General features: G+C 65.0%; 17 protein-coding genes and 3 pseudogenes. 7 read left to right on the top strand and 13 right to left on the bottom strand.

Features of this window, described 5'->3' with window-relative positions; all coding sequences use genetic code 11:
• Window positions 1–56 precede the first annotated feature (56 nt).
• From tnpC to MFF58_RS32625, 3 genes are all read right to left on the bottom strand, one after another.
• A protein-coding gene (gene tnpC, locus MFF58_RS21635) for an IS66 family transposase (protein WP_238291035.1) occupies window positions 57–1614 on the bottom strand; the annotation gives its coding sequence in 2 pieces (ribosomal slippage) (window positions 57–269 and window positions 271–1614; 1557 coding nt in all).
• A gap of 171 nt (window positions 1615–1785) precedes the next feature.
• Complete coding sequence (gene tnpB / locus MFF58_RS21630; protein WP_353959835.1) at window positions 1786–2019, bottom strand: IS66 family insertion sequence element accessory protein TnpB; 234 nt, start codon at window positions 2017–2019, stop codon at window positions 1786–1788.
• Window positions 2020–2222: 203 nt separating this feature from the next.
• Window positions 2223–2402, bottom strand: coding sequence for a transposase (locus MFF58_RS32625; protein WP_353959836.1), 180 nt, complete (start codon window positions 2400–2402; stop codon window positions 2223–2225).
• A 134-nt stretch (window positions 2403–2536) separates the two neighbouring features.
• Between MFF58_RS32625 and MFF58_RS21625 the strand changes: the two genes are divergently transcribed.
• Together MFF58_RS21625 and MFF58_RS21620 are read left to right on the top strand one after the other, a co-directional pair.
• Window positions 2537–3379, top strand: a complete 843-nt coding sequence (locus tag MFF58_RS21625) for a glycosyltransferase family 2 protein (RefSeq protein WP_238291033.1) — start codon at window positions 2537–2539, stop codon at window positions 3377–3379.
• Window positions 3380–3455: 76 nt separating this feature from the next.
• Window positions 3456–4210, top strand: a protein-coding gene (locus MFF58_RS21620; protein ID WP_238291031.1) for an IS5 family transposase whose coding sequence is annotated in 2 segments (ribosomal slippage) — window positions 3456–3786 and window positions 3786–4210 — 756 coding nt in all. Because the reading frame shifts where the segments join, the coding sequence is not laid out codon by codon here.
• 203 nt (window positions 4211–4413) lie between these two features.
• Here the strand turns inward: MFF58_RS21620 and MFF58_RS21615 are convergent.
• A complete protein-coding gene (locus MFF58_RS21615; RefSeq protein WP_238291029.1) occupies window positions 4414–4995 on the bottom strand; it encodes a hypothetical protein in 582 nt (193 codons plus the stop codon).
• Between the two features lie 212 nt (window positions 4996–5207).
• On the bottom strand, window positions 5208–5609 hold the full coding sequence (locus tag MFF58_RS21610) for a transposase (protein WP_238291027.1): 402 nt from the start codon (window positions 5607–5609) through the stop codon (window positions 5208–5210).
• 330 nt (window positions 5610–5939) lie between these two features.
• Here MFF58_RS21610 and MFF58_RS21605 point away from each other — a divergent pair, with 330 nt between their 5' ends.
• The gene (locus MFF58_RS21605; protein WP_238291026.1) at window positions 5940–6194 is read left to right on the top strand and encodes a hypothetical protein; all 255 of its coding nucleotides are present in this window, start codon (window positions 5940–5942) and stop codon (window positions 6192–6194) included.
• A 32-nt stretch (window positions 6195–6226) separates the two neighbouring features.
• Here MFF58_RS21605 and MFF58_RS21600 read toward each other — a convergent pair whose 3' ends face one another.
• The 4 genes from MFF58_RS21600 to MFF58_RS21585 form a co-directional block, all read right to left on the bottom strand.
• On the bottom strand, window positions 6227–6808 hold the full coding sequence (locus MFF58_RS21600; protein WP_238291025.1) for an FUSC family protein: 582 nt from the start codon (window positions 6806–6808) through the stop codon (window positions 6227–6229).
• Between the two features lie 117 nt (window positions 6809–6925).
• Window positions 6926–7288 (bottom strand): hypothetical protein, encoded by a 363-nt coding sequence (locus MFF58_RS21595; protein WP_238291024.1) that lies wholly within the window; start codon window positions 7286–7288, stop codon window positions 6926–6928.
• 3 nt (window positions 7289–7291) lie between these two features.
• Window positions 7292–9049, bottom strand: a complete 1758-nt coding sequence (locus MFF58_RS21590; RefSeq protein WP_238291023.1) for a Hint domain-containing protein — start codon at window positions 9047–9049, stop codon at window positions 7292–7294.
• An 18-nt stretch (window positions 9050–9067) separates the two neighbouring features.
• Window positions 9068–9574: a toxin-activating lysine-acyltransferase gene (locus MFF58_RS21585; protein WP_494337836.1), complete on the bottom strand. Its 507-nt coding sequence runs from the start codon at window positions 9572–9574 to the stop codon at window positions 9068–9070.
• Window positions 9575–9866: 292 nt separating this feature from the next.
• Between MFF58_RS21585 and MFF58_RS21580 the strand changes: the two genes are divergently transcribed.
• The gene (locus tag MFF58_RS21580) at window positions 9867–10844 is read left to right on the top strand and encodes an aKG-HExxH-type peptide beta-hydroxylase (RefSeq protein ID WP_238291021.1); all 978 of its coding nucleotides are present in this window, start codon (window positions 9867–9869) and stop codon (window positions 10842–10844) included.
• A 495-nt stretch (window positions 10845–11339) separates the two neighbouring features.
• Here MFF58_RS21580 and MFF58_RS21575 read toward each other — a convergent pair whose 3' ends face one another.
• Window positions 11340–11546 carry a hypothetical protein gene (locus MFF58_RS21575; RefSeq protein ID WP_238291020.1) on the bottom strand — a complete coding sequence of 69 codons (207 nt, stop codon included), beginning with the start codon at window positions 11544–11546 and terminating at the stop codon, window positions 11340–11342.
• A gap of 195 nt (window positions 11547–11741) precedes the next feature.
• On the opposite strand from MFF58_RS21575, the pseudogene MFF58_RS21570 reads away from it, so the two are divergent.
• Together MFF58_RS21570 and MFF58_RS21565 are read left to right on the top strand one after the other, a co-directional pair.
• A pseudogene (locus MFF58_RS21570) lies at window positions 11742–12089 on the top strand (transposase); the annotation flags it as partial.
• 223 nt (window positions 12090–12312) lie between these two features.
• Complete coding sequence (locus MFF58_RS21565) at window positions 12313–13341, top strand: IS110 family RNA-guided transposase (RefSeq protein WP_238291019.1); 1029 nt, start codon at window positions 12313–12315, stop codon at window positions 13339–13341.
• 371 nt (window positions 13342–13712) lie between these two features.
• Here MFF58_RS21565 and MFF58_RS21560 read toward each other — a convergent pair whose 3' ends face one another.
• Together MFF58_RS21560 and MFF58_RS21555 are read right to left on the bottom strand one after the other, a co-directional pair.
• Complete coding sequence (locus tag MFF58_RS21560) at window positions 13713–14732, bottom strand: IS110 family RNA-guided transposase (RefSeq protein ID WP_238291077.1); 1020 nt, start codon at window positions 14730–14732, stop codon at window positions 13713–13715.
• 150 nt (window positions 14733–14882) lie between these two features.
• Window positions 14883–16103, bottom strand: coding sequence for an IS256 family transposase (locus tag MFF58_RS21555; RefSeq protein ID WP_238291017.1), 1221 nt, complete (start codon window positions 16101–16103; stop codon window positions 14883–14885).
• Window positions 16104–16162: 59 nt separating this feature from the next.
• Between MFF58_RS21555 and MFF58_RS21550 the strand changes: the two are divergent.
• Window positions 16163–16659, top strand: a pseudogene (locus MFF58_RS21550) (IS630 family transposase); the annotation flags it as partial.
• 463 nt (window positions 16660–17122) lie between these two features.
• Here the strand turns inward: MFF58_RS21550 and MFF58_RS32495 are convergent.
• A pseudogene (locus MFF58_RS32495) lies at window positions 17123–17758 on the bottom strand (DedA family protein); the annotation flags it as partial.
• Between the last annotated feature and the right edge of the window lie 433 nt (window positions 17759–18191).

Genomic DNA, 18191 nt, shown 5'->3' with positions numbered 1-18191 from the left:
TAGCTCCTGATAAACATGTGGCGACGAAGTAAGTGCTCGGCGAGCTGCCCGGTTGATCAGGCGGCCTGGGCACCAATGGCGACCGGCGACCAGTTCCATGGCAGGAGTTCGGCCAGGCGTTTGGCTGGATGATCGGCGAGGCGGGTGAGCACATCGCGCAGGTAGGCCTCCGAGTCGAGCCCGTTGAGCTTGGCCGTCTCGATCAGCGTGTAGAACGCCGCGGCTCGCTCGGCGCCCCGCTCCGAGCCGGCGAACAGATAGTTCTTGCGGGCCGATCGCGACGGACCGCAGCGCCCGCTCGGCTGGGTTGTTGTCGAGCGCGATCCGCCCGTCGTCGAAGACGCGGGTCAGCGCCGTCCAGCGCACCAGCATGTAGCGGAACGCTTTGGCAAGATCGGAGCCGCCGGAGAGCTGCGGCAGGATCGCCTCCGCCCAGGCCTTCAGGGCCGCTGCGAGCGGTCGTGATCGGGCCTGGCGCTGCCGCAGGCGCTCGTCGGGAGGCTTGCCGCTGACGGAGCGCTCGACCTCGTAGATCACGCCGATCCGGTCCGAGGCCTCGAAGGCGACCGCCGAGCCGGTCCTGGCATGAACATCGAAGAACTTGCGACGGGTGTGCGCCCAACAGGTGGCCTCCATCAGCGCGCCGCCTGGTCGACGACCCGCGTAGAGCCCGTTGAAGCCGGCATAGCCATCCGCCTGCAATACGCCAGAGAACGCCGCCAGATCCGTGAGCGGACGCTCGCCCTTTCGGTCCGGCGAGGCGAAGAACACGGCCGCCGGCGGACGCACCCCACCGTGGGGGCGCTCGTCGCGCACATACGCCCAGAGCCGGCCAGTTCTAGTCTTCCCCGCCCCGGGCGCCAGGATCGGCACCGTCGTATCGTCACCGTGCAGGACGTCCGACCCGGCGATCACCTCCGTCCGCAGGAGATCGACCAGCGGAGCCAGCGCGGCGGCCGTGGCGCCCATCCAGCCGGACAGGGTCGAGGTCTGCAACGTGACGCCGTCCCGAGCATAGATCTCGGCCTGACGATACAGAGGTAGGTGATCGTCGAACTTCGCCACGGCGATATGCGCGAGCAACCCGGGGCCGGCACGGCCGCGGGCGATGGCGTGGTAGGGCGCGGGAGCCTGCACCACGGTCTCGCAGGATCGACAGGAGAAGGCCTCGCGCAGGTGCCGCACCACCTTGAAGCGGCCCGGCACGTAGTCGAGGCTCTCCGTCACGTCCTCGCCGATCCGGCGCAGGCGACCGCCGCAGGCCGGGCAGGCGCAGGGGCCGGGATGAGCGACGGTCTCGCGCGGCAGTTGATCGGGCAAGGGGCGGCGCCCCGGCCCTCGGCTTGCCGCCTCGACCGCCTCGGCGACGACCGGAGCCGCTGCAAGACGCTCGGCCTCGTCGACCTCCAGGGCCTCAATGGCGAGTTCGAGCTGCTCGACGCGGGCTTGCAGCTTCTCGGACGAGACGCCGAACTGCACCCGCTTCAACCTTGCGAGTTCGCCGCGGAGCTTCTCGATCAGCGTGTTGGCATGAACGGCGTCCCTCGCCATGCCGACGATCATGCGTTTGAGCGCATCCACGTCATCCGGCAGCGAGGCAGGATCGAGAGCCATACCAATAGCTTAGTTTGCCCACGACGGCTCCGCCAGCCCCTTCGGGCGCGGCGTCCCTCAGCCCGCGATGCGCGGCCGGTCCGTGCGCTCGGGCGCCCGCCAGTCGATCCCCTCCAGCAGCATCGCGAGCTGAGCTGGCGTAAGCGCCGCCGTGGCCCCTGCAGTCCCCGGCTAGACGAAACGGCCTCTCTCCAGCCGCTTCGAGAACAGGCACAGCCCCTGGCCGTCCCACCACAGGACCTTGATCAGTCGCCCCACACGGCCGCGGAAGACGAAGGCCTGACCGGAGAACGGATCATGGTGCAGGTGGTCCTGCACCAGCGCGGCGAGCCCGTCGAAGCTCTTCCTCATGTCCGTGTGGCCGGTGGCCAGCCACACGCGTAAGCCCGAGGGAACGGGGATCATTGATCCAGCAGCGCCGCAAGAAGATCTCGCACGAGGGCTGGATCGGCCCCGGCCTGGGCACGGAGCCGATGCCCGCCGACCAGTTCCACCTCGATGGCGCCACCCGGCGCACCCTGGTCACGCGTCGGCAGCCCCACCGGCGCCGAAAATGCGAGCGGAACGAAGGGAGGCGGAACCGGCAGGGCCGCCGCCCGCTCCTCATCCTAGGCCTCGCGTCGCCAGCGAAAGAGCAGCGATGGCGTCAGGCCATGGCGGCGTGCCACGGACCAGATCGACGCGGTGGTGCTCTCCGCCTCATCGAGGATCGCTCGCTTTTCCTCACGCGTCCACGAGCGACGCGTGCCGGCTACGACGATATGGGGCGAGATCGTAAGTCCAGACATAGGGCGGATACAAGCCTTCGCGAAAGCACTGTATCCAGGTCCAGGATCATATCCCGCAAGGCGCCTGCCAACGAGCGCTTACGCGACGAACGTTTGGTTCGTATCTTGAAACGGTTTTCTGAGGAGCAGGGTCGGTGAAAAAAAGCCCACTCGCGGTCGTGACCATGGCGTACAATGAAGCAGTGCTTTTGCCGCTGTGGTTGAGACACTATGATCGTCAGATAGGGTCCGAAAACTGCTACATAATAGACCATGGGTCCGACGACGGCTCAACGTCTAATATCAAGGCAAATTTGATACGGCTACCAAGAGCACCTCTGAATGAATGGGCCCGTAGTAACACAGTTAGGGATTTTTGTTCGTCGCTGTTTATTTCTTTCGAGTACGTTCTTTATGTCGATGCTGATGAGATAGTGTTTCCAGACCCAGACATAGCGGCCACATTAGCAGATTTTATGATATCCCGTGAGCACCCACCGGTCGTTGATCTATTTGGTACAGACATCAGACACGTTGAAGGTGAGCCTGACATTGATCTCAGTAAGCCAATTTCACAGCAGAGAAAATACTCACGTCCGATATCTAGTTTGTGCAAGCCCACATTAATCTCTGAGCGCGTCGATTGGCATATAGGCTTTCACTGTTTGATTAGAGATCATCGGCCCAGCTTCAATGGTTTGTACTTATTTCATCTTGCGCATTTCGATAATAATATTATGTATGATCGGCAGAAAAAGCGCAATGCGTCCGCACCTGTTGGCGTACCGAACAGCCATCATGAAATAGATCCTCAGGATTTTGTTGCTTTTATGAGACAGGAGGGCGCTAACCTCACAAAACGATCCGTTCAGATGCGAAACGGAGAAATTCACTTCGAGGCAACCAAAAGAAATTTTGCGGATGCAATTGAACGAAAAGATTGGTCACAAGCTCCTGACTTGTGGCGTCTGCCGGAACGATTTATCGGTTTGTTTTAGCGTCGGGACCCATAACGGTGGCGCGGATGGCTGGGGTGTGATTCACGGCTCCTACGGGAGGAGCTGATCAGAGCCGATGGATCAGTTCTGGCTGACGGACGAGCAGTTTGCGAAGATCGCACCGCTTCTGCCGAATGACACGCGGGGCAAGGAGCGCGTGGACGACCGGCGCGTGATCAGCGACATCGTTCATGTCCTGAAGTCCGGCGGGCGCTGGACGGACGCGCCGCGCGATCTCTACGGGCCGAAGAAGACCCTCTACAACCGCTTCGTGCGCTGGGCGGCCAAGGGGGTCTGGGTCGGGCTGTTCGAGACCCTCGCCCAAGCTGGCGGGCCGCCCTCTCAGGTGCTGATCGACTCCACCGCCGTGAAGGCTCACCGCTGCGCCGCGGGGGGCAAAGGTGGGAGCAGAGCCAGGCCATCGGTCGCTCGCGGAGCGGGCGCACGACCAAGATCCACGCCCTCACCGACCGCTTTTGCCGCCCGCTCGCCTTCCTGCTGACCGGCGGGCAGGCCGCCGACTGCAAGGCCGGCGCGCTGCTGCTCGAACGCCTACCCGCCTGCCGCATCGTGCTGGCAGATAAAGGCTATGACAGCGACGCCATTCGGCGACAGATCGAGGCGGCCGGGGCCGCGCCCAACATCCCACCTAAGATCAACCGCCGCTGGAAGCCGTGCTTCTCCCCCGTGCTCTATCGCGGACGCAACGCCATCGAACGCGTGTTCGGCCGTCTCAAGGACTTCCGCCGCATCGCCACCCGCTACGACCGTTTGGCGACCAACTATCTCGCCGCCGTCTGCCTCGCGGCCACCGTCAGCTACTGGTTATGAGTCCGGACAGTAGTTCTCTATCTGACGACTAAGTTCGACTTTGGCCATTCATGCGGCGTGGCAGAGCGCATAGGCCCAGGGCGCTGGCAAACGGAAGCGGGGTTTTGTTCGGGGGCGTCGGCGCGGTGATGTTGCCAAAGTCCGCTCGCGCTAGATCGCATAGCGCACGGCGGCCAGAGCATCGGCGAAGGTCGGGCGCGGTTTTAGGTACCACCCGGCGGCCGCGATCTGTTGCCGTTGGCGGGCCGGGAGCCGTGCAGCCAGCAGCGTGACGATCGAGAATAGAGCGAGCAGGCAGGGTGTGGTGCGGGCAATCGCCATATCGGACCACTGCCGCTGCGTCTCGACCCGGGATGGGCACGCGCTTCCTGGAAAGTGACCTCGATGGTCCAACGCCGCACGAACCACCCTACGATCTGCGCGGGCTCGCGCGTCGGATCAGTGCAGAGCAGGGCCTGGGATGGGAAGCGCGCCTCGGGATCGCGGATGAGGACCCAACGCATCGGTACGACGGGCAGGCCACCGTGCCGCCACACCGCGGTGTCCGAGGCGATCTCGATCGTGCGCTCGCCTGCCCCATACCAGCCGGGCACCACGACCGCGTGCCAGCGCGTTTCCTTGGCCGCGAGGATCGCAGCGAGCGTCGGCAGCCGCGCGCCTTTGGTCTGCGGGCGCCCGATCGTGCCGGGCGGGCGCGGCGGGGCGGGATCGTAGGGAGCGGCATCTAGCCGCAGGCGAGTGATCGCCGTGATGCGAGCGCGGCGCATCGCGTCGAGGAACAGCAAGGCCTAGAAGCCGCTGTCGCCCACCACTATGAGGTCGCGTGCGCGCAGCCAGAGGCGCGCCTGGAGGGCGAGTTAGCGTCCAACATCGAGCAACGGCTTGTGCCGACGGCCCCGTTCGCGACAGGCGCGCTCTGACGGCACCAGCGGGGTCAGAAACGGCGACGCCCAGACACGCCCCGCCCAGGGGATCGGGGCGAGCACCATCAGGCTCATCAACGCTGCCCGCTCGCCTTGACGAAGTGGCTGTCGGAGGAGCGAACCGGATCACGGTAGATGCCCTTGGCCGCGATCCGCTTGCCGCGACGGCGCTCTATCGTATCGTCCAGTCCCAGGACGACGAGGCCACGTTGCGCAAACGCATCGACGAGGAGCCCGAGCAGGATACGGCTGCCAGAGCGCGGGTACCACGCCGCCCGGCTGAGGAAGCGGTGGACGTTCACAAACCGCCGCTTCTGCGCGCGGCCGATGATGCGCAGGACGCTTGTCACCGTGCGCTGCCCCGGCGTGAGGATCGCGCCGACCAGCAGGTTCTGGGCGTGTCGCCACGAGCGGTGGACGAACAGCGGCGCGAACGCCAGTATGATCTCGGCGAAGCGGGTGGGCAGGGGGAGCATGGCGGTGTCTCTTGGCGGGGACGCCACCAGCCTATCCGTCATCCCGCTTCGTCACCTCACACCCTCGATCACCCGTCCGATTGGCCAAAGTCGAGCTAAGTTGAAGCGCACGGTCTCGAGCCAGGATAGGCGCCGGACCTGAGGGGCGCGGTACGGGAGCGCCGTAGGCTTCAGGCGCGCTCCAACAGGTCGAGGAGCATCGTGCCGGCTGCCGTCAGGACGTTGCCGTGGCCGCTTCGAGGTAGGATGTCCGCTATAGGCAGCGGCTAGGCCAACACCTCGGCCGCCGAGCGATCTAGAACTGCCGAGCTTACCGGCCTATCGGGCTGCATGGCCAAGCGCGTGAAGCAACAGCCTCAGGATCGAGGCTCCGTCCTGTTCGACGTCGTGTTCGAGGATGGCAGCCGCGCCTCAAACCGGCGCGTGCCGATGGAGATCCTGGGCGGTCTCGACGGCGACGAGCCGGCCCGTCAGCTTATCGAGCAGCAGGAGGCGGAGATCGCCCAGAAGGCAGGTCCACCGCCGCGAGCGATCCAGGGCCTGATGAGATCCACCAAGCCTGAGCCGAAGCCCACGCGGGAGTAGCCCACTACCGGGCATACGGTACGATGACGTTCTCAGGATCCGATGTTTCGCTGCGGTTGCAGAGGTAGGACGATCAGCGCGGTCGCGAGGCCGATCGCACCACCGATCAGCGTTTCCCAGGCTCGCGCGGCGAGAAGCAGGGTCGAGCGCTCACCGGTGGCAGCCAACGTCACCATCAGCGTGAACGCATAAGCTCCGCAAGCGACATCGTAGCGTTCGGGGAGCGCCATGGCGTAGATGATCATGGCGAGCGCCGCTGCAAGCCAAAGAACGAGTGGCGCATGTGAGGCCACGGGCAGAAGCATCAACCCGAGCGGGACACCGACGAGCGGGCCCAGGATCCGACGTCGGACGCGGTCAAGCGTTCCGGCGGTCGATGCCGCGATGACGTATGTGCACGCCGTGATAGCCCATGTTGATTGTTCAAGATGGAACGCGTCAGCCAGCATTACGATAACCAGCGCTGCGAGCGCCGCATGCAGCCCCATACGCAGCTCGCGAGCGCGCTGAGCGGGGCCGACCGGTTCGAGTGGCCCACCGATAGGGGGCGACACCGGCCGCTCAGCAGGTCCGCTGAGCACCTGCGGGATGATGGCGGCGACCGCTGCGACCATGCCGGCGAGGACTGCCGTCCCGCTATCAGCGAGGTGCAGGGATGCACCGTAGGCCAGCAACTGCCCGATATAGACCTGTGACCCAACGCCGGCCCCGAGCGTCCCGTACCGTTTGAACTATCCGACCAAGAAGGCGCCTGTGATCAGGATCGCCTCCGGTCCAGGCCATGTTCGCGGGCCGAGGAACGCAGCCAAGCCAACCATGCTGAGCGCGCCCATCATGGCCGCGGCGCACAGGATCAGGAGGTCACGGCTGGACACACCACGGGTCGCTTGACCTTCCGAAACGCTGGCCCAGAGCGCGAAACCACCGGCGAGGGAACTCAGCGTGCGGCCGTTTCCGGCATGATGCGGCTCCAACACCGCGCCGAGCAGTGCAGCGATGGCGTAGGCGGTGACCAGCCGCAGGCCCTTGATGCGCCGATGTGTGCCCGAGTCGACGCGCTCCAGCCATCGTAGAAGCTGAGCAGCGCCACCCATGGATTATGCTGCCAGCAACGCTGTCCACACGCCTACTGAGTCGATCTGCTTGGCGCATACCAGAGCCCCGTCAGCCGAGCGGCGAACCTCGATGACGTGTGACACGCCTGAAGCCAGCCGCACGTCCAACCCGAGGTCGAAACCGACCCGGCCGTCCCCAACGCCGGCAGCGGCGAGGTCGGCGCGGTACTCGCTCGCGACGGCGAACGCGACCACCGCTCCGTCGACCATCACGTCCAAGCACACCGGGGCGTCGGGCTGTGCGGTGTCCTGAGCCCAGCCGCCTACGTGCAACAGGCCGTCGGCTCCGACTAAGCATCGGTCCAGCCAGGCCCGGATGGGGCCCAGATCGGCGGCCTCGTCTGAGGAGACGGCGCGGTGGGCCAAGCGCCCGCGCAGCGCGGCAAGCTCACGGCCGAGTTCGGTGCGCGGCGCGTAGGGGATAGGCGCGGCGCCCGCATCGAGGGCTTGCACGCCGTCGAAGCCACAGCGCACGCCGGGCGCTGCCAGGAAGCTCTCGGCCGGGGTGTTCTCGGCCATCAGCAGGTCGTGGCTGTCCAACTCCACGTGCCAGTAGGTGAGATCCGCCACCGCCTCACCGCGGGTGATCGAAATACCGTTGACGAGGTGACCGGCAGCAACGAACAGACCGTCGATTATCAGAGCGTGGTCAGGCGAGACGAGCAGATCGCGGGCAGGTACGCCGTCGGCAAACGCGCCGGCCTTGATGCGCACGGGGCAGTCGTGCTGCGGAGCAGACAGCCCGGGGTAGCTCCGGCTGCCGATCCAGCGGATGGGGCGGTGCGTGCCGGCAGCGGTAACGACCAAATCGCCAATCGCGAGTGTCTCGACAGCAACCTCGATCTCGACGCCATCGCGCCAGATTAGAATGCCCGTACCAGTGCAGTAGCACGGCGCATTGTTGGCTGGCGGAGTGGGTTGAATAGCGGCGTTCCGAACAGAAGCGCTGTTCGAGATTAAATCAGCTGTGCCGTTGCTGCCCACGGGGTACCCCGTGGCGGCGGCCCCCCCTGCCCCAGCAGTAGCGGTGTTGTTGGAAAAGATCAGATTGCTGGCTGTGACTGTCGAAGTTGGCTCCACGTAAACCGCACCGGCCGCATTGCCGCCTGCGCCTGCAGCCTTGTTTTGACTAGCAGAAGCATCGGCACCCATCCCGCCCGTCGCGGTATTGTTGGCGAAAGTGTCGTTGGACAAATTTAGATTGCCGCGCACACTGTGAATTCCGCCTGCAGCGTTTTCCCCATTCTGAGAAAACGTAGGAGGAAAGCTACTAAAATTTACTTGTGGACCGCTTTGCCCCACCCCATTGCCATTTATTATGCCAACTCCTTTAATCGATACGTTATCGCTCGCGTCTGCATTGACAGTAAAAACTGTATTATTGTTTCCGCCGCTGACTTTGACGCCCGATGAGCCTCCATCAATTGTAATGCTTTGGGTAATATTCAGGCCGCTCGTCGTAATCGTCTGTCCGGCGATCGAGGGGGCAAAAGTGATGATCCTCCCATCGGCACCGGTATTGAGGCCTTCCCGTAGCGAACCGGCACCGCTGTCCGCCGTATTCGTCACGGTGTACGGCGTGTTCGATGTCGCCACGCCGACGAAGGCAGCCTTGGCGCGGGGCGATAGGCCATTCGACTCAGACAGATCGCCGAAGCCAAGGAGCGTATCTCCGGCCAACGCAGCGCGCAGCTGTTGAAATGCGACTCCAGAGACGTCCGAAGCGGAGTTTTCGTTCACAGCTAAGCTCTTTCGGCTTTAGATGTTGGGACCACACGCGGCCGCATTGCGGGCGAGATGGCTGGCGGCAAATTCATTGACGGACAGGCGCACGATCCGGCGACGGCCGTCCGGGTAGAGGCGACGGAAGTAGATTGTCTTCTTGTCCTGGGCGCCTGCGCGCACAGCGTCGACGAGAAACCGGTTCACTGCGTTGGTGTTGGCGATCCACGCATTCATGATCAGGCAGTCGCCGACGCGACACTCCTCGTCGCTGAGTTCCAGCTGCCCCTCTGCCCACGCCTCGGCTTTTGCCTCTGGCGCCATGGCCCAACCAGCGTATCCAACAACCTCGTTGTTGCTATCGACGACGAAGGCGTAATGGCCGCGACCAACCTGATTGCAGAGCGCCGCACTCCAGCTTCCGAATGGCAGATCAGCGTATGCTGGGTGCCCGACCATGAAGCGAACAGCCAAGCCTACCGCTGCGTTTGCATCGGGAAGCTGGGTCAGCTTCAGAGCTGATGAAGTAAGATCCCCTACCATAAATTTACTTGAAGACTGAACTTGGTGCCGTGGTCAAATCGAAAAAATGCACATACTAAATATAGGTCCGATTTTTCGCGATTAAGTGACAATTATGACGCAAGCAAGTAGATAGTGCTGGAGCGCACAATAAAATCCTATTTCCACAATCTTAGTAAGTTATAGCCTGATACGTGCATGAGTATCGAAATCGATCGCAAAGTAATTTTTTATCTTGCTTGAAAATCAGCCATCATTAAATGGCGATGCCCGAAGCTAAACCGCCGTCGCGAGGCCTATGGGATACTGCGCAGTGAGTTTTTTCGCCTTTCAACCTATCCCGGCACGTACTGCCGCGATCGATCTCGGGATCCGACGTGCGCTTAGCGATAGCGCCACTCGTGTGATCAACGAGGCGATGCGACACGGCTTCGTGCATGACAGCGTTCCACTGGAGTGGAGCCGAGCATTGCTGGCGACACGGCGAGCACCACCGCAGCTCTGGGCCTGCTACCACGATCTCGTTCAGGCCATCCTGCGCGGTGACGCCGAGGCTGTGATGAGGCTGGCTTCCGAACTCGTCGCTCGACGTCCGGACCGCCCGGGCCGACCAGGAACGGTTCTGACGATCGCTGAGGGTGATCTCGGAGCCATCGACGTAGCCCGCTATCGCGCCGTCATCGACAGTGATGTGGAGCAACCACTCGGCCTACGACCCGTCGAGCCGGCCGAGGTACACCGCATCCGAGGTCTGGTCGCTGAAGCGCGCGGGCTGCTGACGGAAGCCGACCTCACGCTCCTCGACGAGATCGACACGCTCGGCCACCAGATCGTGCTCGCTACCAATGCCAGCGGCGGTTTCGGCGGGGCGGCCACGGTCTTCCTCTGGGGGGCCGTGGTACTGAACCCGGCTCGGGTGCCGGACCGCGTAACACTGGTCGAGGGGCTCGCACACGAGACAGCCCACGCGCTGCTGTTCGGCATGACGTTGGGGGCGGACCTCACCACGAACGATCCAATAGAGCGTTATGCTTCGCCCTTGAGGCGGGATCCGCGGCCTATCGAAGGCATCGTGCACGCCACCTACGTTCTTGCTCGGATGAACCATGCGCTTATGGCGCTACGTGGAGCCAAAAGCCTCGATGACCGTGAGCGGGTGCTGATCGCCAACAAGCTCGCCCACAACCGTGCGAGCTACGAGGCTGGCCTCGGCGTGGTGCTGGCACACGGGCGCTTCACGCCGGACGGTGAAGCCATCTTCGACGCCTGCCGGGAGGCCATGGCGATCTGAGCATCTGTCACTGACCACCATTTCCAGCAGCGCCACCCCAGCGGCCGCTACGACGTTCCCACGCCCGCCCCAACTCGACGGTTCCACCTCAATCACCACCGCCACTTCAGGCAGCACGGTCTCGGCCGCCTCGGCCTCGCGGTCTTGGTCGTTCCCGCGCAGCCATGTGACCTGACTGCCGGCGGTGTTCTCGGGAGCGGCCAAGGACGGCTTGGCGTCCCCGCCATCCTTGTGGTCGGCATCCCCGTCCATGCGGTCCAGCACCGCGATGATGCGGTCCGCCGCGTCGAGGGCGGTCTGTGCCGCCTCCTCTAGGCTGGCGCGCAGTGCAGCGCCCGCCAGCGGCTCCAGAATCTCCGGAGCGGCCGGCTTCGGACGCGGGGTGAAGGTGAGCACATCGCCCATGGTGTCAGGTCTCGGGTCACGATGAAGGGGGAAGGTCCGACGGATCCGGCCGGGGCGGTACACACTGCAACAGGGGCAGGAGGGCGCACGTCAGCGCCCTGCCCGCTTGGCCTCGGCGTGGGCCAGCAGCTCGCGGGCGAAGGCTTCGGCCTCGTCAGGGTCGCCGTTCTGGATTACCGGCGGGGTCAGCATTTCCAGTTGGGTCTCGCGGTCGACGGGGGATGTCGGCCGGCGCCGTCGCACCTCTTTGTTGACCGCGCTTTCCACGTCGGTCAGCGCGTCGCCGATCCACTGCACCAGCTTGCCGGCGTCGTTGAAGTCGGAGGCGTCATAGGCTGTTACGCTCCGCTGGCACCGCGGCCCCCAAGCCTGGGCATAGGCAAAGACGGTCGTCGCTTCCTCGTCACTTGTCGGCCATCAGCACCCCTGAGACAGATTGAGGGTCTTCACGAACGGAGGATGTCTGGTTCATCGTAGCCCCCAGGAGCGAAGATGAAACAGACGTCCGGCCCGGCTCGGAAGCCGGCAGAAGCCGTGATCAAGGACATCCGCCGGGTCACGCGCTGGCAGTTCTCGGCCGAGGAGAAGATCCGCATCGTGCTGGAAGGGCTGCGCGGCGAGGACAGCATCGCCGAGTTGTGCCGCCGCGAGGGTATCGCCAGCTCGATGTACTACGGCTGGTCCAAGGAGTTCCTGGAAGCCGGCAAGAAGCGGCTGGCCGGCGACACGGCACGGGCCGCCACGGCTGATGAGGTCAAGGAGCTGCGCCGCGAGGCAAGTGCGCTGAAGGAGGTCGTGGCCGATCTCGTCCTGGAAAACCGCCTGCTCAAAAAAACGTATGGCCCGCCCCGTCTGCATGGTGGTCGGTGAAGGTGCCTGTGTGCGGTCTGCACAAACGTATCCGGCATGTCGGCGCAGTGGCCGCCGCCAAGATGGAGAGCCGCACGCCCCGGGCCTCATAAGCACGTCGGCCTCGAAGAGCCGCTTTTATGGATGGCCCGCCCCTCACCGGGCTGCGCTGCTAGGCTTGCAGGGTAGCCGAGATGAGGGATGGAGCGAAACGATGTCGATCGCGGTGCTGGGGATCGATCTGGGTAAGAACAGCTGCAGCCTCGTTGGGCTGGATGCGAGCGGACGGGTCGTGCTGCGCCGACGCATGCGGCGCGAGACGGTGATCGCCTTCGGCTCGAAGCTGCCGGGGTGCATCGTAGCGATGGAGGCGTGCTGCGGTGCGCATCACATGGGCCGCGCCCTCGTGGAGCAGGGACACACGGTCCGACTGATGTCGCCGGAATACGTGCGCCCGTACGTCAAGGCGCAGAAGAACGACGACCGCGACGCTGAAGCCATCGCCGAGGCGGCCACCCGCCCGACGATGCGGTTCGTGGCGCTCAAGTCCGAGGCACAACTCGACGTGCAGACCCTGCACCGGGTCCGCGACCAGCTCGTGGGCGAGCGCACGGCGCTGATGAACCAAATCCGCGCCATCCTTCTGGAGCGCGGCTATGTCGTCGCGCAAGGGCGAGCCAAGCTGGCCGCCTGTCTGACCGCGTTACTCGACACGGAGGCGGGCTCGACGCTCACACCGCGCATGCGCAGGCTCGTGGCGGAAGTGCGCGAGCGCTGGCAGTTCCTCGACCAACGCATCGCCGCGCTGGATGCCGAGTTCGCCGAGCAGGCCCGCACGGACGAGAACGCGCGCCGGCTGACGACTATCCCGGGCATCGGCGCGCTCAACGCCACTGCCCTGGTTGCGGCCATCGGCGACGTGGCGACCTTCGCCCGCGGGCGCGACCTGGCAGCCTGGCTCGGCCTCGTACCGCGGCAGATGACGACCGGAGGGAAGCCCCGGCTCGTCGGCATCACCAAGCGCGGCAGCAAGTACCTGCGCAAGACGCTCATCCAGGGCGCCCGGGCCGCAATGCCGACACTCCGGCAGGGTGATACGCGGCTCGGGCAGTGGCTGCGCGGTCTGCTGGCTCGGGCGCATGCCAACACGGCGGTGGTGGCGCTGGCGGCGAAGATGGCGCGCATCGTCTGGGCGCTGCTGCGCCACGGGCGTGACTATGAGCCGGCGGTTGTGACCGCCTGATCTGAGTTCGGCCCGCGCGGCACGCGCCGGCCTTCCGATGTCTGCGGGCGGTGAGAGGAAGATGGCCTGACAGTCGACCGGTGTTCTGCAAGCCTCCCGGCAAAAATGGCGCTCGACGCCGACCCTTTTATGAGGCTCAGGACGCGCGGATCTCCATCTTGGCCAACGGCTCGCCGGAAGGCCGGATACGTTTATGCAGACTGCTCAGACCAGCGGATCCAGTGCCACTTGCGGACGGGGCGGGCCATACGTTTTTGCCAGGCTTCCGGAACGCCGCTCGACCGTCAGGCCATCTTCACTGTCCTCCCGCAGACCTCATGGACCCGCGCCGGTCGCTCGTGCTCCGGTCAAGGTCAAGCTTTTGCGATGTCTCAGGCGTGAGCCGGCTCCGGCTGCCGCTCGAAGGTCACGCCCTTCCGCAGCGTTGCCCAGGCGATTCGAGCGAGCTTGGCGGCGAGCGCGACGACCACGGCGTTGTAGTGCGCCCGCGCCAGCAGACCTCGCAGCCATTGGCCGGTCGCGTCCTCAGCTTTAGCCATCGAGGGCAGCGCCGCTCTCGCCCCGTGGATGAAGAGCCCGCGCAGGTAGGAGTTCCCCCGCTTGCTGATGCCGAGCAGCTTCGGCTTGCCGCCCGTCGTGTGCTGGCGTGGTACAAGGCCGAGCCAAGCCGCGAGATCGCGGGCACGCGTGAAGGTGCTGCCGTCATCGACGGCAGCGCGCAGAGCCGTGGCCGTCATTGTTCCGATGCCCGGGATCGACACCAGGCGGCGCGCCGCCTCGTCGGCACGAGCATGCTCGACGAACTCGCGATCGAGCGCCGCTATGCGGCGATCGAGGTCCGTCCATTCGTCGCGGACCTCTCCGATGAGGGATCGGATGCGTGGTCCGATCTGCGCCTCAGGGTCATGCATCAGAGCTCCAATTGCCATCTCGAACTTGCGCCGGCCCTGCGGGAAGGTGAGACCACGCTCCAGCAGGATCGCGCGGAGCTGGTTCATGAGCATGGTGCGCATTCCGACCAGCCGCGACCGGACCCGATGCAGGCTCTGCATATCGAGCTGGTCCTGCGCCTTCAGGGGCACGAAGCGCATGGTCGGGCGCGTGGCTGCCTCTGCGATCGCCTCGGCATCACGATCGTCGTTCTTCTGCGCTTTGACGTAGGGTCGAACATACTCCGGCGACATCAGACGGACGGTGTGCCCCTGTGCTACGAGCAACTGGCCGAGATGATGGGCGCCGCAGCAGGCCTCCATAGCGACTACACAAGCCGGTAGCTTGGCCGTCAGTCCGACGACCGTCTCACGCCGCGCGCGGCGGCGCAGGACGACAACTCCAGCCGCATCGAAACCGACAAGGCTGCAGCTGTTCTTCCCAAGGTCGATACCCAGCACGGCGATCGAGCTCTTTGCCATTCCAGATCCCTCCACGTGTCCGTGGCAGAAGAATGCCACGACGGTTCAGTGAGGGGCGGGCCATCCCATAAGCATGACCGCGTCTGGGGGGACTGTCAGGAATTCCGTGTGCGGGCGGCGGATTGAACATCAGGCCGCCATGGCCCGGGTGGAGCGCTCGCCGAAGATGACGGCGAACTGCGCTTTGGCCATGACCCATTCACGCGGGCCCATCTTCCACGCCTTCTCGGAGCGGTTCAAGACCAGGTAGAGCAGCTTCAGCGCGGCCTCGTCGCTCGGGAAGTGCCCGCGGGCGCGCACAGCCCGGCGCAGCGTGGCGTTCAGAGCCTCTATGGCGTTCGTGGTGTACAGGATCCGGCGCACCTCGCCAGGGAAGCCGTAGAACGGGATCACCTCGCCCCAGGCCCGCCGCCAGCTCTGGGCGATGGCTGGGTAGCGCCGGCCCCATTCGCTGGCCTCGAAGGCCGCCAAAGCTGCCTCGCCAGCCGCGGCATCGAGCGCGCGGTAGATGTCCTTCAGCGCCCCCGCCACGGCCTTGCGGTCCTTGTAGGAGACGAAGTCGAGGCTGTGGCGCAGCAGGTGAACGATGCAGGTTTGGACCAGCGCCTTGGGGAACACCGCCCGGATCGCGTCGGGGAAGCCTTTCAAGCCATCGACCACGGCCAGCAGCACGTCCTCGACGCCGCGGTTCCTCAGCTCGTTCATGACCCGCAACCAGAACTTGGCGCCCTCGTTCTGCTCCAGCCACAGGCCGAGGATCTCCTTGGAGCCGTCGGCGCGCACGCCCAGCGCGATGTGGACGGCCTTGTTGCGGACGACGCCCTCGTCGCGCACCTTGATCCGCAGGGCGTCGAAGAACACGATCGGGTAGACCGGCTCCAGCGGCCGGGCTTGCCAGGCGGCGACCTCCCCCAGCACCGCGTCGGTCACCGCGCTGATCAGGTCGGGGGAGACCTCGATGCCGTAGAGCTCGCGCAGGTGCCCGACGATCTCTCGGGTGCTCATGCCGCGCGCGTACATCGACACGATCTTGTCGTCGAAGCCGGGAAAACGGCGCTGATAGCGGGCGATCAGTTGCGGGTCGAACGTCGCCTGCCGGTCCCGCGGGATCGCCAGCTCGATCCGGCCCGTCTCGGTCGTGACTGTCTTGCGACCGTAGCCGTTGCGCGTGTTACCGGCCTCCTCGCCCGCCAGATGGTGGTCCATCTCGGCGTTGAGCGCCCGCTCGGCCAGGGCCTTCTTCAACTCGTCCAGCAGGCCATCGGCCTCGAACGCCGTCTTCGGATCAGCCCCGGCCAGGAGCTGATCCAGGAGCGCATCAGGGATACGGGGTGCTTTGGGTCGTGCCATCGGGAACCTCCTTCGGGTCCACTATGGCCGCCCCCACACGAAATTCCTGACAGTCCCGCGTCGAAGGTCTGCTGCGCGACAAGACACGTCCACCCGGCACGGCACGCCACCCGACTGAGACGGTGGCCGAGGTGCTGGCGCTGACCTGCTCGGAGCCGCCGGCGGAGGTCACTCACTGGACCGGACGTGCCGTGGCCTGTGCTGTCGGAATCTCGCTGCGCGCCGTGCAGCGGATCTGGGAAGCTCACCGCCTCCAGCCGCATCGGCTGCGCACGTTCAAGCGCTCGCGCGATCCCGCCTTCGCCGCCAGGGTCGAGGACGTGGTCGGTCTCTACATGGACCCACCCGCCCACCGGTGGTGCTGTCCCTTGACGAGAAGAGCCAGATCCAGGCGCTGGAACGCACGCGCCCTGACCGTCTGCTCGCCTCCGGCTATCACGCCGCCCAGACCCACGACTATACCCGTCACGGCACCACGACGCTGTTTGCCGCCCTCGACGCCCTGGCAGGCACCGTGCTCGGCCGCTGCATGCAGCGTCACCTGAACGGGGAGTTCAACCTCATCAACACGAGTGGAGTCATGCCGGCAGTCGGTTGGCCCTTCCGATCTCTTCACTTGAGGAGATCAGTTGCGATGGGTATCTCAGGCGCAGACCGACAAGGATGAGGATGATGGTGGGTCCCAAGAGGATCAGCCCAACACCGACGATGCTAATTTGACCGACGAGGCGTCCAAAAAAGCCACCTGTCACGCTGTCGTCCCAGGACGCGAACGTCATGCCGACGGCCGCTACTAGGAGAAGCGCTGGCACCTTGAACCACCAGGGCAACGGCTCGGCCTGCCGGCGCTCAATCGGTCGAGTACCAGTGCGAGCCTGTGTGGCAGGCTGCTTCGCTAGAAGCTCCTCGATCTGAGCCTGAAACTCTCGCTGGGTCGAGCTGCTTTGATCTACCTCGACAACCACCGCCTCAAGCTGCTCAGCTGGTCGCGACGGAGGGGCTGTATTCAGCCCAGCAACCAGAGGTCCAGGGATGGCAGCTTCCGCGGCGACCATCAGCCGTGCCTCATGTCGGCGCATGAACAGCCACAGCGCGACGGCGCCCAGCAGGACAAAAGCCAGCAGTCCGAGGCCGACGGGCCCCATCACGTTCTCGATCGAGCGGCCGCACAGGTAGGCGCCGAAGCCCATCATCGAGGCCCAGGTCACACCGCCGAGGGCGTTGAAGGCGAAGAAGCGACGTGCATCGAGCTTGTTCACGCCGGCGAGCACGGCCGCATAGGCGCGCAGCATCGCGGTGAACCGGCCGAAGAACACGATCTTCCCGCCGTGCTGGCGGAACAGGTACTGGCCGAGTTTGAGCCGGCCGTGATCAAGGCCGACCAGATGGCCTTTGCGCAGGAGCAGCGGCAGGCCCCAGCGTCGGCCGACCCAGTAGCCGGCGTTGTCGCCCAGCACCGCGGCGGTCGCCGCGATCGCCACGACGACGGCGATGTTGATGTTGCCGGTGCTGCCGGCATAGGCCGCCGAGGTCAGCAGGACCGTCTCGCCCGGGAGAGGCAGCCCGGCGCTCTCCAGCGTGATGATGATGAAGATGGCGAGGTAGCCATAATGCGCGATCAGGTCGGCGATCGGCAGGTCGTGCAAAAAGGCCATCCGGCGTCCTCCGGTTCAGTCAGCGCGAAGGGTTAGCTTTCAGAACGTGGCCGGACCGAGGCGCTGAGCGTCATCGGCATTCTTGAGAGAAGTACCGCTGGCGGATCGTGATAGGTGTAGCGGCTACTCCTGCCGCATCGTCACCGACCTGTCGTCAGGATCGAGCGCCGCGATGTGCGGGCGACCAACACCGGTCGCGCCCACCGCCTCGCGCCAACCGCGAAGAGAAGCGCGCTACTCGCGGGGGCAACACGGCCGAACCCCGAACACAGCGATCAGGAGACGCTTGCCTCACCAACCCCAATCAGACAAGGCTCCTAGGTGTTTGATCCCGCGGTGTGGTGATACGGTTGACCACCATGCTGCGAGGGATGCGCTATGGGCCAAGTTCTCCACGGCAGCGCCCGCACGACGGAGGCGGTCCGTCGCGCAA

Origin of the sequence: Methylobacterium longum, assembly GCF_022179385.1 — a bacterium.
Lineage (GTDB): Bacteria > Pseudomonadota > Alphaproteobacteria > Rhizobiales > Beijerinckiaceae > Methylobacterium > Methylobacterium longum.
This window is presented reverse-complemented; position numbering and strand designations above follow the sequence as displayed.

What these genes read in the sequence shown, in the direction of transcription:
- tnpB (WP_353959835.1), bottom strand. Translation starts at nt 2,019, where the DNA reads ATGATCCCCGTTCCCTCGGGCTTACGCGTGTGGCTGGCCACCGGCCAC.
- MFF58_RS32625 (WP_353959836.1), bottom strand. Translation starts at nt 2,402, where the DNA reads ATGTCTGGACTTACGATCTCGCCCCATATCGTCGTAGCCGGCACGCGT.
- MFF58_RS21610 (WP_238291027.1), bottom strand. Translation starts at nt 5,609, where the DNA reads ATGCTCCCCCTGCCCACCCGCTTCGCCGAGATCATACTGGCGTTCGCG.
- MFF58_RS21605 (WP_238291026.1), top strand. Translation starts at nt 5,940, where the DNA reads ATGGCCAAGCGCGTGAAGCAACAGCCTCAGGATCGAGGCTCCGTCCTG.
- MFF58_RS21600 (WP_238291025.1), bottom strand. Translation starts at nt 6,808, where the DNA reads ATGGTCGCAGCGGTCGCCGCCATCATCCCGCAGGTGCTCAGCGGACCT.
- MFF58_RS21595 (WP_238291024.1), bottom strand. Translation starts at nt 7,288, where the DNA reads ATGGGTGGCGCTGCTCAGCTTCTACGATGGCTGGAGCGCGTCGACTCG.
- MFF58_RS21585 (WP_494337836.1), bottom strand. Translation starts at nt 9,574, where the DNA reads ATGGTAGGGGATCTTACTTCATCAGCTCTGAAGCTGACCCAGCTTCCC.
- MFF58_RS21565 (WP_238291019.1), top strand. Translation starts at nt 12,313, where the DNA reads ATGTCGATCGCGGTGCTGGGGATCGATCTGGGTAAGAACAGCTGCAGC.
- MFF58_RS21555 (WP_238291017.1), bottom strand. Translation starts at nt 16,103, where the DNA reads ATGGCACGACCCAAAGCACCCCGTATCCCTGATGCGCTCCTGGATCAG.